At 69.1% G+C, this 15549-nt stretch carries 13 protein-coding genes; 6 read left to right on the forward strand and 7 right to left on the reverse strand.

Annotated features, from left to right (window positions below; genetic code table 11):
* Positions 1-133: 133 nt before the first annotated feature.
* On the reverse strand, positions 134-625 hold the full coding sequence (locus A5727_RS05105) for a beta-class carbonic anhydrase (protein ID WP_068245584.1): 492 nt from the start codon (positions 623-625) through the stop codon (positions 134-136).
* A gap of 153 nt (positions 626-778) precedes the next feature.
* On the opposite strand from A5727_RS05105, the gene A5727_RS05110 reads away from it, so the two are divergent.
* The 4 genes from A5727_RS05110 (at position 779) to A5727_RS05125 (ending at position 6227) form a co-directional block, all read left to right on the forward strand.
* A complete protein-coding gene (locus tag A5727_RS05110) occupies positions 779-1756 on the forward strand; it encodes an ABC transporter permease (protein ID WP_068245595.1) in 978 nt (325 codons plus the stop codon).
* Positions 1757-1782: 26 nt separating this feature from the next.
* Positions 1783-2670: an ABC transporter permease gene (locus A5727_RS05115; RefSeq protein ID WP_197507594.1), complete on the forward strand. Its 888-nt coding sequence runs from the start codon at positions 1783-1785 to the stop codon at positions 2668-2670.
* A complete protein-coding gene (locus A5727_RS05120; protein WP_068245598.1) occupies positions 2667-4502 on the forward strand; it encodes a dipeptide ABC transporter ATP-binding protein in 1836 nt (611 codons plus the stop codon). The genes A5727_RS05115 and A5727_RS05120 overlap by 4 nt, the downstream gene beginning before the upstream one ends.
* A gap of 63 nt (positions 4503-4565) precedes the next feature.
* A complete protein-coding gene (locus A5727_RS05125) occupies positions 4566-6227 on the forward strand; it encodes an ABC transporter family substrate-binding protein (protein WP_068245601.1) in 1662 nt (553 codons plus the stop codon).
* Here A5727_RS05125 and A5727_RS05130 read toward each other — a convergent pair.
* Complete coding sequence (locus A5727_RS05130) at positions 6217-7461, reverse strand: alpha/beta hydrolase (protein WP_068245605.1); 1245 nt, start codon at positions 7459-7461, stop codon at positions 6217-6219. The genes A5727_RS05125 and A5727_RS05130 overlap by 11 nt on opposite strands.
* Positions 7462-7568: 107 nt before the next feature.
* Here A5727_RS05130 and A5727_RS05135 point away from each other — a divergent pair, with 107 nt between their 5' ends.
* Positions 7569-8795: an acyl-CoA dehydrogenase family protein gene (locus A5727_RS05135; protein WP_068245606.1), complete on the forward strand. Its 1227-nt coding sequence runs from the start codon at positions 7569-7571 to the stop codon at positions 8793-8795.
* A gap of 368 nt (positions 8796-9163) precedes the next feature.
* Here the strand turns inward: A5727_RS05135 and A5727_RS05140 are convergent, their stop codons facing one another.
* From A5727_RS05140 to A5727_RS05150, 3 genes are all read right to left on the reverse strand, one after another.
* The gene (locus tag A5727_RS05140; protein ID WP_068245611.1) at positions 9164-9790 is read right to left on the reverse strand and encodes an LLM class flavin-dependent oxidoreductase; all 627 of its coding nucleotides are present in this window, start codon (positions 9788-9790) and stop codon (positions 9164-9166) included.
* 118 nt (positions 9791-9908) lie between these two features.
* Positions 9909-12527, reverse strand: coding sequence for an AAA family ATPase (locus A5727_RS05145; RefSeq protein ID WP_068245615.1), 2619 nt, complete (start codon positions 12525-12527; stop codon positions 9909-9911).
* Positions 12524-13684, reverse strand: a complete 1161-nt coding sequence (locus A5727_RS05150; RefSeq protein WP_068245629.1) for a metallophosphoesterase family protein — start codon at positions 13682-13684, stop codon at positions 12524-12526. The genes A5727_RS05145 and A5727_RS05150 overlap by 4 nt, the downstream gene beginning before the upstream one ends.
* Positions 13685-13779: 95 nt before the next feature.
* Between A5727_RS05150 and A5727_RS05155 the strand changes: the two genes are divergently transcribed.
* On the forward strand, positions 13780-14307 hold the full coding sequence (locus A5727_RS05155; RefSeq protein ID WP_157521230.1) for a SixA phosphatase family protein: 528 nt from the start codon (positions 13780-13782) through the stop codon (positions 14305-14307).
* Positions 14308-14336: 29 nt separating this feature from the next.
* Here the strand turns inward: A5727_RS05155 and A5727_RS05160 are convergent, their stop codons facing one another.
* Both A5727_RS05160 and A5727_RS05165 read right to left on the reverse strand, forming a co-directional pair.
* Positions 14337-14879 carry a DUF3558 domain-containing protein gene (locus A5727_RS05160; protein ID WP_068245830.1) on the reverse strand — a complete coding sequence of 181 codons (543 nt, stop codon included), beginning with the start codon at positions 14877-14879 and terminating at the stop codon, positions 14337-14339.
* An 8-nt stretch (positions 14880-14887) separates the two neighbouring features.
* Positions 14888-15439 carry a DUF3558 domain-containing protein gene (locus tag A5727_RS05165; protein ID WP_068245632.1) on the reverse strand — a complete coding sequence of 184 codons (552 nt, stop codon included), beginning with the start codon at positions 15437-15439 and terminating at the stop codon, positions 14888-14890.
* Positions 15440-15549 lie beyond the last annotated feature (110 nt).

Consider the following 15549-nt stretch of genomic DNA (forward strand, 5'->3'; position numbering starts at 1 on the left):
CCCCCCCCCCCCCCCCCCCCCCCCCCCCCCCCCCCCCCCCCCCCCCCCCCCCCCCCCCCCCCCCCCCCCCCCCCCGGGGGGGGGGGGCCCCCCCCCCCCCCCCCCCCCCCCCCCCCGCCGAAGTCGCAGAAGGCTAGAGGGTGACCTCGTTGAGCTTGCCGGTGGCGACGTCGAAGACGAACCCGCGCAGCGACTCGTGCTTGGTGACGAACGGGCTGGCCTCGATCCGGCGCAGCGACTGCCGCACATCCTCCTCGACATCGGGGAAGGCCTCGGCGGCCCACTCGGGCTTCAGGCCGGTCTCGTCCTGGATCGCCCGTTTGAACTCGTCGTCGGTGAACGTGAGCATGCCGCAGTCGGTGTGGTGGATCAGGATGATCTCCCTGGTCCCCAGCAGTCGCTGGCTGATGGCCAGCGAGCGGATCTCGTCATCGGTGACCACGCCACCCGCATTGCGGATGACGTGCGCCTCACCGTCGGCGAGTCCGAGGATCCGGTACACGTCCAGACGCGCGTCCATGCACGCCACCACGGCGACGTGCCTGCTCGGCGGCAGCGGCAACGGGCCGGAGAACGTTTCGGCGTACTTCGCGTTGTTGGCCAGGTATTCATCGGTGACAGACATTGAGCCTCCTTAATCCGGGCGAAGGCTAGGCAAGTGCGAGGCGGAACACAAGATCTTCGATCACGCTGATCCAAGACCCGCCCACGCGGCGCAGGCGTGCAACCCGGGCCCGATCTCCTACGCTGTGCGAATGCAGCGAGGGCGGACCCACGGATGACGCGGTTCCTCCTGCGTCGCCTGCTCAAGTACGCGGTGCTGCTGGCCATCGCGTCGTTCCTGACGTACTGCCTGGCCTCGGTGTCGTTCAACCCCCTCGACAGCCTCATGCAGCGCAATCCCCGGCCGTCGGACGCCGTCATCGCGGCGAAGGCCGCTGAACTGGGCCTCGATCAGCCCATCCCCGTCCGCTACCTCAACTGGGTGACCGGCGCGGTGCAGGGCGACTTCGGTGTCACGGTCGGTGGTCAACCGGTGTCCGACGAACTGTGGCGGCGGATCGGGGTGAGCCTGCGCCTGGTGTTCATCGGCGTGGTGTTCGGCGCGGTGCTCGGTGTGGTGGCGGGCGCCTGGAGCGCGGTGCGGCAGTACCGGGTGTCGGACCGGGTCATCACGGTGCTGGCCCTGTTGGTGCTCAGCATGCCGACGTTCGTGATCGCGAGCCTGCTGATCCTGGTCGGGCTGTACGGAAACTCGGTCCTGGGCGCGCAGGTCTTCGAGTACACCGGTGAGACCTCGCCCGACGCCGTCGGCGGGGCGTGGAACCAGTTCGTCGACCGCCTGCAGCACCTGGTGCTGCCGACCGCGACGCTGGCGTTGGGGGCCTTCGCCGGCTACAGCCGCTACCAGCGCAACGCCATGCTCGACGTGCTGGGTCAGGACTTCATCCGCACCGCGCGGGCCAAGGGGTTGACCCGTCGCCAGGCGTTGTTCAAGCACGGCCTGCGCACCGCACTGATTCCGATGGCCACCCTGTTCGCCTACGGCGTCAGCGGCCTGGTCACCGGCGCGGTGTTCGTCGAGAAGATCTTCGGCTGGCACGGCATGGGCGAATGGGTCGTGCAGGGAATCTCCAACCAGGACACCAATGTGATCGCGGCGGTGACGGTCTTCTCCGGTGCGGTGGTGCTGCTGGCCGGGCTGCTCTCCGACGTCATCTACGCCGTCCTCGACCCCAGGGTGCGTGTGCAGTGACCGAACCCGTCAATGTCAAGGGCGAAATCTCGGCGGCCGCGTTCAGTTCTCGGCGCACACTGGTGCTGCGCCGGTTCCTGCGCAATCGCCCGGCCGTGATCTCACTGGTTGTGCTGATCCTGATGTTCGTCGCCTGCTGGGTCCTGCCGCCACTGCTCCCCTGGTCCTACACCGACCTGGACTACTACGCGCTGCAGCATCCACCGAGCCCGAGCCACTGGTTCGGCACCAACGCGCTGGGTCAGGACCTGTTCGCGATGACGCTGCGCGGCATGCAGAAGTCGATGCTGATCGGCGTGTGCGTGGCGCTGATCTCGACTGTGATCGCGGCCGCGGCGGGCGCGGTGGCGGGTTACTTCGGGGGCTGGCGCGACGGCGTCCTGATGTGGATCGTCGACCTGCTGCTCGTGGTGCCGAGCTTCATCCTGATCGCGATCATGACGCCCCGGGTCAAAGAGGCCGGCAGTGTCGTGGCCCTGATCGTGCTGCTGTCGGTGTTCAGCTGGATGATCAGTTCACGCATGGTGCGCGGCATGACCATGAGCCTGCGAGAACGCGAATTCGTCCGGGCGGCACGGTATATGGGCGTGCCCAGCAGGCGGATCATCACGCGGCACATCCTGCCCAACGTGGCCTCGATCCTGATCATCGACGCCACGCTCAACGTCGGCCTGGCGATCCTGGCCGAGACCGGACTGAGCTTCCTGGGCTTCGGCGTGCAGCCACCCGACGTCTCGCTGGGCACGCTCATCGCCGACGGCACCGCCTCGGTGCTGACCTTCCCGTGGGTGTTCCTGTTCCCCGCCGGTGTCCTGGTCACGATCGTGTTCTGCGCCAACCTGATCGGCGACGGGATGCGTGATGCCGTCGATCCCGGGTCCGGCGCCCTGCGGCGGGGACGAGGACGCCGATGACCGCACTGCTGGAGGTGAACGGCCTTTCGGTCACCTTCCCCACCGACGGCCCCGACGTCCATGCGGTGCGCGGCGTCGACCTGACCGTCGCACCCCGCGAGGTGGTGGCCGTCGTGGGCGAATCCGGATCGGGCAAATCCGCCACCGCGATGTCGATCATCGGTCTGCTGCCCGAGTACGCCGACGTCACCGGTTCGGTCCGGCTGCAGGGCCAGGAACTGCTGGGCCGCAGCGACGCCGCGCTGTCACAGGTGCGCGGGAAGGCCATCGGCACGGTGTTTCAGGACCCGATGTCGGCGTTGACGCCGGTCTTCCCCGTCTGCGATCAGATCGCTGAGGCCATCACCGTCCACAACCCCGGCACCACCAAGGCCGCCGCGCGCCGTCGCGCAGTCGAACTGCTGGACCTGGTCGGCATCGCCCAACCCGAACGCCGGGCCCGAGCGTTCCCCCACGAACTTTCCGGCGGTGAACGCCAACGCGTGGTCATCGCGATCGCGATCGCCAACGACCCGGACCTGCTGATCTGCGATGAACCCACCACCGCACTCGACGTCACGGTGCAGGCGCAGATCCTCGAGGTGCTCAAGACCGCACGCGACGTCACCGGCGCCGGGGTGCTGATCATCACCCATGACCTGGGTGTGGTCGCCGAGTTCGCCGACCGCGCGGTGGTGATGTACGCCGGGCGGGCGGTCGAGACCGCCCCGGTCGGTCCGCTGTATCAGGATCGCCGAATGCCCTACACCGCAGGCCTGTTGGGTTCAGTACCGCGTCTGGACGCCCCGCAGGGCACACGACTGGTGCCGATCCCCGGGACGCCGCCGTCGTTGGCCAATCTGCCCGGTGGCTGCCCTTTCGCGCCGCGCTGCCCACTGGTGATCGACGCCTGCCGCGACGCCGAACCACCGCTCGTCGAGGTCGGACCCGACCACCGCGCGGCCTGCATCCGCCCGGACGACGTCGCCGGCCGCAGTGCGGCCGAGATCTACGGCGTGGCCACCGCACCGGAGGCCGTGCGCGCGCCGTCGAGCGAGGACACCCCGGCCGTTCGGGTGCGCGATCTGGTGAAGACCTTCGCGCTGACCAAGGGGGTGGTGTTCCGCAGGCACATCGGTGAGGTCCGCGCCGTGGACGGCATCAGCTTCGAGGTGCCCCGCGGCCGGACGCTGGCGATCGTCGGCGAGTCGGGATCGGGTAAATCCACGACGCTGCACGAGATCCTCGAGCTGCGCGCGCCGCAGTCGGGCACGATCGAGGTGCTCGGGACCGATGTCGCCACGCTCGACAGGACCGGGCGGCGCGCGCTGCGACGTGACCTTCAGGTCGTCTTCCAGGATCCGGTCGCCTCACTGGACCCCCGGCTGCCGGTCTCGGAGGTGCTGGCAGAACCGCTGCAGGCCAACGGTTTCAACAGATCGGACACCCAGGACCGGGTCGCTGAACTGTTGACGCTGGTCGGGTTGAGCCGCTCCGACGCCAGCCGCTACCCCGCCGAGTTCTCGGGCGGGCAGAAGCAGAGGATCGGCATCGCCCGTGCGCTGGCCACCCAACCCAAGATCCTGGCGCTCGACGAACCGGTGTCGGCGCTCGACGTGTCGATTCAGGCCGGCATCCTCAACCTGCTGCTGGACCTGCAGGACCGGTTCGGGCTGTCCTACCTGTTCGTCTCGCATGACCTGTCGGTGGTCAAGCATCTGGCGCACGAGGTCGCGGTCATGTTCAAGGGCGGCATCGTCGAGGAGGGACCCGCCGACGCGGTGTTCGGCAACCCGCAGCACGACTACACCCGCAGGCTGCTGGCCGCCGTACCCCGGGCTGAAATGGCCTGAGAACCGCGCTGGCCTGGCGAGGGTCCCCACCGGTGACCGTCGCTGGCTATAGCATCGGTCGGCATGACGTTGCGACGCATCACCGCGGCCCTGCTGTGCGCTGGCCTGCTGCTTTCGGGCTGCTCCACCCCCGATGAGGACGTTCCCGCGGCCGGGGGCGACGCCGAGGTGGGCGCGACCGCCGACATCAACCCGCAGGACCCGGCGACCCTGCGCCAGGGCGGCAACCTGCGACTGGCGCTGTCGGGGTTCCCGTCGAACTTCAACAACCTGCACATCGACGGCAACCTCGGCGAGGTCAACTCGATGTACAAGCCGACCCTTCCGCGCGCGTTCTTCATCGCCCCCGACGGGGAGACGACGGTCAACACCGACTACTTCACCAACGTCGAATTGACCAAGACCGACCCGCAGGTGGTCACCTACACGATCAACCCGAAAGCGGTCTGGACCGATGGCACGCCCATCACCTGGGAGGACATCGCGGCGCAGATCCACGCCACCAGCGGCAAGGACCCGGCCTACCAGTTCGCCGCCCCCAACGGCAGCGAGCGTGTCGAGTCCGTGACCAAGGGCGTCGACGACCGGCAGGCCGTGGTGACCTTCGCCAAGCACTACGCCGACTGGAAGGGCATGTTCGCCGGCAACAGCATGCTCTACCCGAAGTCGATGACGAGCACCCCCGAGGCGTTCAACAAGGGCTTCCTCAACGGCCCGGGCCCCTCGGCGGGACCGTTCATGGTCACCAATGTGGACCGGACCCAGCAGCGGATCACGTTGAGCCGCAACCCGAAGTGGTGGGGCGAACAACCGGTGCTGGACTCCATCACCTACACCGTGCTCGACGACGCCGCCGTCGTCCCGGCTCTGCAGAACAACTCGCTCGACGCCGCCGGTATGGCGTCGCTGGACGAACTGACGATCGCACGCCGCACCCCCGATCTGTCCATCCGCCGTGCGCCCGCCAACAGCTGGTACCACATGACGTTCAACGGCGCGCCCGGGTCGCTGCTCAGTGATCCCAAGCTGCGGGCCGCGATCGCCAAGGGCATTGACCGCCAGGCCATCACGACGGTGTCGCAGCGCGGCCTGGTCAACAACCCGGTGCCACTCAACAACCACATCTTCGTGGCTGGGCAGGAGGGCTACCAGGACAACAGCACGCCGTTCGACGCCGAAGCGGCCAAGCGGGAACTCGACGAACTGGGCTGGCGGCAGAACGGTCAGTTCCGCGAGAAGGACGGTAAGCAGCTGAAGATCCGCGATGTGTTCTACGACGGAAAGAGCACGCGCCAGATCGCCCAGATCGCGCAGAACAACCTGGCCCAGATCGGCGTCAACCTGGAGTTGGTTCCCGCCGCGGGCGGCTCCCTGTTCAAGGACTTCGTCACGCCGGGCAACTTCGACATCGTCCAGTTCGCCTGGGGCGGCGACGCTTTCCCGCTCTCCGGACTGACCCAGATCTACGCCGCCGAAGGCGAGAGCAACTACGGCAGGATCGGCAGTCCGGAGATCGACGCGAAGATCGAACAGACACTGTCCGAACTGGACCCGGCCAAGGCGCGCGACCTGGCCAACGAGCTGGACAAGGCGATCTGGGACGTGACGTTCAGCCTGCCGCTGTTCCAGTCGGCCGGGAACGTCGCGGTCCGCAAGAACCTGGCGAACTACGGCCCGGCGGGCATCGGCGACCTGAAGTACACCGCGATCGGCTTCATGAAGTAGGGGCGCGCCCCGGCAGCCTGGACTCAAGGGCCGCCGCGATGCCGACGGCCCAGACCAGCAGGCGCACCGACTGATTGCCGGGCAGCGCGTCCAGTTCGTCGGCCAGCGCTCGCAGGCCTTCGGCCCGGCCGTGCACAAGGTCCTTGACGATCCGCAGGGCTGCGGCCTCCCGGCTGTCCAGGGCGCTGTGGGCGGCGGTTGCCAGCGGCACCAGCACCGCGCCGGGGATCAGGGTTGCCACGCGTTCGGCCACCGGTGGCGGGGTGGTGAGATCGCGCTGACCGGAGATCACGACCGTCGGCCAGTCGAACCTCGGCATCTCGGAGACCAGGTCGTACGGTTCACCCTCGAACTCCGGTGTGGGCCCGGGTATCTGGTCGGCCATCTCCAGCAGTGCGTCGGAGGGGTCGAGCGGGAGTCCGTCGGGCACGCCGGCGTAGTCGAGTTCGCGGAACGCGATGCGGCCCACCAGGTCGATCTCATTGTGGTACGGCACCTTCACCAACGAGAGCCTGCCGATCTGGGTCATCGCCCGCCACAGCAGCGTGTGCCCGGACAGCAGCAGGTCCAGCAGACGGCTGAGCAGCGGGGCCCCGCCGTGGGCGTAGACGGTGGCCGCGACCTCCCCGGACAGGGCGTCCATCGTGCCGTCGTCGACGAGGCGGCGCACCTTGGCCGCCAGCTCCTCGGCGCCCTCCACCTCACCTTCGAGCAGCAGGCCGCGGATCGCCTCGCGGATCGCCTCGATGTCCCGCGCGGAGAGCACGGGCGAGTCGAGGATCATCGCCTTGACCCGCTGTGGATGCCGCACCCCGACGCCGGCGGCGATGTAGCTGCCGTACGACGTCCCGTAGATCACGGCCTGCTCGACACCGAGGTCGTCGAGCACCGCGGCGACGTCGTCGACCACCTGCGTCACGGTGATCGCCTCGGGCGGCAGATCCTGGCCGGCGTCGTCGTGCCGGGACAGCCCGACTCCGCGGTGCTCGACCATGACGACATCGAGTCCCGCCGCAGCGGCGCGCCGCCGGGTGGCCTGGTACAGCTGAATCGAGGCGACACCGGGCCCACCGGGAATGATCACGATCGGATTCGCCGACAGCGGACCGGACCGCACGTAGTGCAGATCGAACTGCTCAGCGCCCTCCGGCGTGACCGGCCGACGCACTGCGCGCACCCCCGGCGCCGAGGCCAGTTTCTCGTGGACGCGTTTGCGAAGCGGATTCAAACTCATCGTCTGACATTGTGCCCGGCGTTGCTGAGCATCCCCCACAGGGACGGTTCAGTTCGCCCTGATCCAAAGCAGTGTCGTCGGTGACCGTGCTCGGTAGAACTCAAGACATGACCCAAGCACCCATCCGGCAGACCGTTCTGCCCGGCACCGAGGAATTCACCGCCCTGCTGGCCGACATCGCGGCAGGAGCCAAGGACCGCGACCTCAACGACGAGAACCCCTTCGACCAGGTCGCCGCGCTCAAGCGCGCCGGCTTCGGCACGCTTCGCCTGCCCGCCGAATACGGGGGGCCCGGATACTCTGTGCGCCAACTGTTCTCAACTCTGATCGATGTCGCCCAGGCGGACCCCATTGTGGCGCACATCTTCCGTACCCACTTCTGGTTCGTCGAGGAGCGACTGCGGGCGCTGCGGGCCGACCCCGGCGACGCGGTGTCGAAGCGCTGGCTGCAGGAGGTGGTCGACGGCAAGCTGTTCGCCAACGCGTTCAGCGAGAAGGGCAGCCTGGCCGTCGGCAGCCTGGTGTTCAACACCCGACTGCTGCCCGACGGCGACGGATTCCGGCTCAACGGGGAGAAGTTCTACAGCACCGGGACGCTGTTCTCGGACTACCTCACCGTGACCACCACCACCGACCACGATTCGGTGGCCTCGGTGATCGTTCCCGCCGACCGCGAGGGCGTGCGCCTGATCGACGACTGGGACGGCTTCGGCCAGCGCCGTACGGGCACCGGCACCACGGTGTTCGACAACGTCGCTGTGGCGGCCGACGAGGTCCTGGTCGACACCCCGTATGACGCCGAACCACAGCCGTCGGTGCAGTACGCATCGCTGCAGTTGTTCATCCATGCCGTGGTCGCGGGCGTGCTGGCGTCGGTGGTCGATGACGGTGCGGCGCTGCTGCGGTCCCGGACCCGCAGTTTCAGCCATGCGTTGACCGAGCGCCCGGTCGACGACCCGCTCTACCAGAAGCTGCTCGGTGAGCTGGCCGCCACGGCGTATGTGGCGCGGGCGGCCGTACTCGATGCCGCCGATGCGATCGGCGCGGCGACGGACTCCTACGACGACAACGGCCTGCCCGACGCCGACCTCGCGCAGGAGGCGCAGCTGAAGGTGGCCAAGGTCAAGGTGCACCTCGACGACGTCGCGCCCGAGGCTGCGACGCGCCTGCTCGAACTCGGCGGGGCGAGCGCGGCGAGTCGGCAGCGCAACCTCGATCGGCACTGGCGCAACATCCGCACCATCACGCTGCACAACCCGGTCGCCTACAAGGCTCGGGTGATCGGCGAGAACCTGCTGCACGGCGCGCCGATCCCGGCCAACGCCTACTTCTGACAACGGTGGGGTGTGGGCGGGGCCGGGGCCCCCCCCCACGGACCGCGGGGGGGCCCCCCGCGGGGGGGGGCGGGGGGCAAAAACCCCCCCCCCCCCCCCCCGGCGGGCCCCCCCGGGGGCGCCCCCCCCCCCCCCCCCCCCCCCCCCGCGGGCGGCCCCCCGCCCCCCCGGCCCCCCCGCCCCCCCCCCCCCCCCCCCCCCCCCCCCCCCCCCGGGGGGGGCGCCCCGGCCCCCGCCCCCCCCCCACAGGTCACGGCTGGGCTCGCCCAGGAGTCGCTCGCAGGTGGACAATCAGACGCCCACCCCGACCTGGGCGGCCAGCCAGTGGATTTCGCTGCGAACCAGCAGCTTCGGCGGGGCGCTGCGGGCTAGGCGACCGCGGGCAGGACGTCGGCGGCCAGCCGGCGCAGGAAGTCCAGGTACGCCTCGCAGTCGGGCAGTGGAGGCGGCAGCACAGAGGTCACGGTGACGCCCAACTCCTTGAGGTGGGAGCAGTTGTCGATGATCTGCTGAGCATCGCGTCCCGGCTTGGCCCGAGGGTCGTTGGTCGTGAACATGGCGGCCAGGTACTCGTCGGCCATCCGGCCGCGTATGTCGAACGGCACTCTGAGCAGGTCGAACTCGTCTTTGAGCCATCCCACTCCGACACCGACGATGGAGCGGCCGTTGCTGAACCAGTCCAGGGTGGCGATGGCCTTGGCGATCACCACCGGGTGATGCAGCGGCAGGATGGTCACCGAGGACAGCAGCTTGATCCGCGTGGTCGCACCCGCGAGAAAGGCCTGTGCGGTGGTCGCGTCGAAATAATGGTCGCCCGTACTCTCGATGTGGGCGGTGGGGACGAGGAAATGCTCCGGCACCACCCCGCAGTCGAAGCCGAGTCCCTCGGCCAGCCTCAGCACCCGGACGACGTCGGCCGCGGTGAGGTTCCATTCCCATGGCTGAGTCAGCACCGGGATGTGCATCATGTTTGGCAGATAGGCCCCGTACCGCATGGCATGTCCCCCCGAACTCGCCACATTCGCGCGTGGAGAAAACGCTAGGCCTGCCGTCGACAGGGTGTCAAACAGCCGAAAGCGCGCGAGGCACCTGCCACCGCAAATTCCCGGGGGCTCAGGCTGTGAGCTGCACGCGGTGGGCGCCAGCCACGCCGAAGTACCGCTCCGGTGAGCAGGTCAAGACGATGACCTGACCGTCCGCGCCCACCTGGTCGAACACCGCCCCCATCTTCGCCAGCCGATCCGGATCCGAGAAACCCAGCGCATCGTCGATGACCACGGGCACGGTGTCCTCATCGGAGACCAGGCCCGCGACCGCCAGACGCGCCACGATGCCCAGCTGTTCCTTGGCTCCGCCGGACAGCGATTCGAACGGCACGGTCCGCCCGTTGAGGGTGCGGTTGCGGATGGTCAGATCGCTGTCGACCTCGACCTCAAAGGTCTCACCGAACACCGTGCGGCCCAACCGCTCCACTTCCGCGCGGAACGGTTCGACGTACCGCAGCCTGGTGTCGTCACGGTGGCGCAGCATCACCGACCGCAGCAGCTGGACGGCCCGCGCTCGCTGGTGAACGCGCGTGTACGCCGCGACCGCGTGTTCGCGCTTGATCTGGGCGGCGTCGAGCTTGCCGGTGCGGCCCTCGGTGCCGAACACCGCAAGCTCGACCTCGATGTCACGCAGCGCCCGTGCGGCGTCATCACGCCTGCGGCACAACGCATCCGCCTCACCCCGGACCCGGGTGAACTCGGCCCGCACCTGCTCAGGACCCAGCGCGGCCAGTCGGGCTGAGACCTGCGCGACCGTCTGCTCCGCGGCCTCGGCGGACTGCGCGGCTTCGGCGGCCCGCGCCGCGGCCTCCTCGTCGGACATCTCCGCGCGCGCGGTGGCCAACCGGCCGGCGGTCGCGGCCAGCTCCTCGCGGGCCACGGCCAGCCGGTCACCGCACACCGCGGCCTGCTTGGTGCGTTCGGCCAGCTGCTTGGCCGCTGCCGTGGCCAGCCGACGCTGCAGTTCACACTCCGTGGTGGCCTCCCGCAGAGCCTCGTCGGCCGCGGTCAGTTCGGCCCGTGCAGCATCCGCATCGACATCGAGGTCCTCGGTGTCCTGCAGCGCAACACACCGGGACCGGAGGTCCTCGACGTCGTCGTGGCCGACGATTCCCGTCAGCGTCGCGGTCAACTGGTCACGGCGCGCGGTCAACTCACGGCGGCGCCGCAGCGTGCTGCGAGCCGACTCGACGTCGTCGACCGCGGCGGCCCGCAGCAGGTCGGACAGATGCCCCTGGGCCGCGGCCAGCGTCGCGTGCGTGTCGACCGCCGACGCTGCCGGGTTGACCCGCACGCGCAGGACGCCGGGCAGCGCGACCTCGGCCGCCTCGGCGGCGCTCAGCGACCACGACTGGCCGGCCGTCAGCGTGATGATTTCGGACCCCACGGCCAACTCGAGGTCCGAGTCGGCGGTGAACTCGATGGCGGCCGCGGTGTGCTCAGCGCGGACCTGGGCCCGCTCAACCGCCGCAGCAGCGGTCTCGATGTCCCGAAACATACTGTCGGTCAACATGATCTGTGCCAAACCAGCGCTGACCTGCTCACGCTCGGCGCGCACCGCGTCGTAACGGGTGAGCAGTTCCGCGAGCCGATCGGCCTCGGCGCGCTGCGCCAAGCGATCGACAACCAGCCGCGCCGCCTGCGCCCGCGACTGCACGGCCTGGACATGTTGCTCGGCAGCGGCGGCGGCCTGCTCGACCTCCTCGACCACCTCCCGACTGGTGGCCTCGGCCTCGGCGGCCTGCTCGGCCGCGGCCTCTGCGGTGTCGACTGCCTCCTGCCGTGCGATCAGCGCGGCGCACAACCGGTTCCGCTCCTCCAGGAGAGCGGAGGCGGCGGCCCGGGTGGCGCTCACAGCCGTGGCCTCGCTCTGCGCGGCCCGCAGTTCCGCGGTCAGCGCGTCGACCGCCTCGGCTGCCTCCTGGGCCTCGGCGACGCGCCGTGCGGCGTCCTGGGCCTGCTCGGTCAGGACGGCGAGATCCTCAGACAGTGTCGCGTGGGCGCGGACGCGTTCCTCGACCTCAGCAACCTCGGCGGTGCGCTGGGCCACCTCGGTCTCGGCCTCCTCCAACGCGGCGATCGCGGCGGCCCACTCCCCCTTCGGTCGTCCGGTGGGGGTGAAGTACCGCCCGTACTCACCGTCGATCTTGTCCAACAACAGGGGCTCGCCCCCGGACAACCCGGCCGATGTCGCGGACGCGTCGCTGGCGGCGACGTCGAGCGCACGCGACAGCGCGTCACACCCGGACAGGTCCACGGCCGAGGTCGATGAGGCCTGCAGCACCCGTTGCGCCTGCCACAGTCCGGTGTCGACGGTCTCGGCAAGCATGGTCCGCACCCGCTCGTGGGCCTCGTCGCCGGTCAACTGCTCGCGCACCGGGGCCAGGACGGTCAGCTCGGTCTCACACTTCTTGTGGAAGCGTTTGCGGTAGACGAACCGATACGGTCCGGTGCTCAGTTCGGCCGTGACCTCCGACCCCACATCGGCGTGGGTGGGCTTGACCTGCTTGACGTCCTTCTTGGTGGAGCGGTCCTTGGACTCCAGCAGCAGGTCGAGCGCCTCGATCATCGACGACTTGCCGATCTCGTTGGCACCGCACACCACAGTCACTCCGCGGTCGGCGAATTCGATGTCGCGGTGGGCGATCCCGCGATAGTTCGTCAGGGTGAGCCGGTGCAGTCTCATGCGGCACCGCTCTCCGCGGTCAGGCCTCCCGACAACCGAAGGAGCAGGCCCAGTGCGGCCTGCGCGTCCTGAGCGCTCACCGGGTCACCCGAGCGTGCGGTGGCCACCAACTCCTCGACGGCCGACGCCGCGAATCCGCCGATGCCGATGTCGGAGAACTCCGTGTCGGCGGGCACCACCACGAGATCGCTGTGCCGCTCCCACAGTCCGAGCCAGCCGAACAGCATGGAGTACCTGTCCAAGCAGTCGTCCAGTGCCGCACGGTCGGTCACCGACAGAGCGCCGGTCAGGATCAACCGCACCACGGTGCGGTCCTTGTCGGTCATCAGATCGAGGTTCATGTCGAGATCGGCGATGTCCCTGCGATTGTCGACCTGGAACTGCAGCGTGACGAACCGCCAGCGGCCCACGCGTCGCGCCTCGACCGTGACCGGACGGGCTGGGTCGGTCTCATCGATGTCGACCAGCAGGACATGACCCGGGTCCGGCTCGATGTCGTCATAATTGGTCACCTCAGGTGACCCCGAGTACCACACCCTCTCGGCGACCTCCGTCCGAGAGTGCTTGTCCCCCAGGGCCACATAGTGGACGGCGCCACGGGCGATCGCGTCCTGGACGCCGGCCAGCCGGATCAACGACGGGCGGGTGGGGTCCGGGTCGAGCACATCGACGCCGCCATGGGCGACCACGATGCGGGTCACGTCGTCGCACGGCAGGCCGGACAGCACTTCGGCGACCAGATCGGTGGTGGGGCGCTTGGACCGCCACGGCGCGGCCACGATCTCCACCCCCGGGCGCACCTGATGGACACCCGCGCGATCCAGCACCGTGACATTGTCCGGGCACTGCGTGGTGAACAGTGCGCTGGTGTACACCGACGAGGCGTCGAGCGGGTCGTGGTTGCCGGGAAGCAGGTAGACCGGAATGCCGATGGCCCGCATGGCTTCCAGCGATTGCGTGATCACGCGGGGATCGAGGTGATTGTCCTCGAAGACGTCACCCGCGACGACGACGAACTCCGCACCGGTGGACTGCGCGAGGTCTCGAAGGCCCGCGACGGCATCCCGGCGCGCCGCCGAGTACCGGGGCTGCGCCTCACCCTCCAGAAAGTGACGGGTCATGCCCAGCTGCCAGTCCGCCGTGTGTACGAACCGCATGACATGCCCCTTCCCGACCTGGCCGTTCAGACCTGCTCTGAACGGTCGTGGCGAGTGTAGGACCGCGGACCGACAAGTTGTCCTAACGTGGCCGTGTGAGCGACCCACGACGCACCCTGGTGCTGCTGCGACATGCGAAATCCGACTATCCGGACGGGGTCGCCGACCACGACCGTCCACTGGCGTCGCGCGGCGAGCGCGAGGCCGCCCTCGCCGGGGACTGGCTGCGCTCCGGCGCCGGCCTGGAGTCCGCAGTGGAGGCCGTGTTGTGCTCGTCGGCCACCCGCACGCAGCAGACGCTGGCCCGCACGCGGATCGAGGCGCCCACCCACGTCACCGAGCGCCTGTACGGCGCGACCCCCGGCGCGGTGATCGCCGAGATCAACGCCGCAACCACGACGTTCGGTTTCGACCCGCACACCCTGCTGGTCGTCGGCCACGAACCGACGATGTCACAGCTTGCGCTCGGGTTGTCCGACCCGCAGGAGTCGAACATCTCTGCGGTCGAGCACATCTCGATGAAGTACCCGACATCGGCGCTGGCCGTGCTGAGGTTCGGCGCACCCTGGGCCGAGCTTGAGCTGGGCACGGCCGCGCTGACGACGTTTTATGTGCCGCGCTGACGCGCGACAGGTTCGTCTGCGTGCCGCCGCTAGGAGTTGGTCGCGAGCGTGAGTTCCATGAGCTTGACGGCCTGCCCGCACGCGTCGATCCCCGGCGCCTGCGGATTGACCCACCAGCCCACGACGCCCGCGGCATCACTGGCCACACCACACGCGCCGTTGGGGTCGTTGGTGCGCATCACGATCGAGGGCACACCGGCGATGGCCCGGTTCTCCACCTTGTAATTCAGTTCGCCCGCGACCTTCTTCTCGTTGTCGAGGCTGCCCTGCTCGAACCAGAAGCGGGTGATGTCGATCAGACCCGCCGGATTGGCGGCCTGCCAGCGGCACACCGCGCCGACGAACGTGCTCTGAATGTCGGCGGGATCCGCGCCCACCGTCTTGGCCAGCACGTCGGTGGTCAAGACGTCGCATTCCTTGAGCAGGTTCGGGTAGGTCTCCTGCGAGTCGTTGTTGCGGGGGCCGGCGCCCGACCCCGACTTGACCGCGGTGCCGTCCACGGTGGACGCGCAGCCCGCCAGTACCGCGATCGCCACCCCACCGGCAAGGCCACCGGCCATCAGTCGCCGCATCGCGCTGCTCATTTCGCGTTCACAATCGATTGCCGGGTCAGTTCCTTGGCCACTTCGCACGGATCCGGGAAGGGTTGGGACGCAAAGCTCACCGACCACTCGATGAAGTCGTCGTCGAACTGGATGCCGATCTCGCACAGATTGTCGCCCATCATCGGATCCGTGCCGATGGCGATGAAGCCGTCGTGGCCCTCGATGTTGATGTCCTCGACACTCGTCCGCGACAGTTCCTCGGTCTTGCGCTCCCGGCCGATCGGGCTGCCCCGGAACGACGTGAAGGAGAAGTGCGGTCCGCTGATGCCACCGTTGGCCAGCCACTGGCAACCCACCGATGTCTTGGCGGTGTTGACCAGTCCGGGCACCTGAGTCAACTGGCCCACGGTCTCGTCGCTCACGCCGCCGCATTCGGGAAAGGTGGGGCCGTGCCGGACATCCGCGGCCGGCGCGGGCCCACCGGGCCCGGACTGCGGCTGACTCGGCTCGTCGCTCGAGCAGCCCGCCAACGCAGAGATCAACGCCGTGCCCAACGCCAGGGCTGTCGCCCATGCTCTCCTGCTCACAGGTTGCACTGTAGCGGCAGCATTCCGGACCAACCACCGACACGCCCGATGACCTGCTGTTTTGCGCTCCCGCGCGCCAACCGGGTCGGTGCGTGAGCCCGATGGCCCGG

The organism is Mycobacterium sp. ACS4331 (assembly GCF_001667265.1).
Taxonomy (GTDB): domain Bacteria; phylum Actinomycetota; class Actinomycetes; order Mycobacteriales; family Mycobacteriaceae; genus Mycobacterium.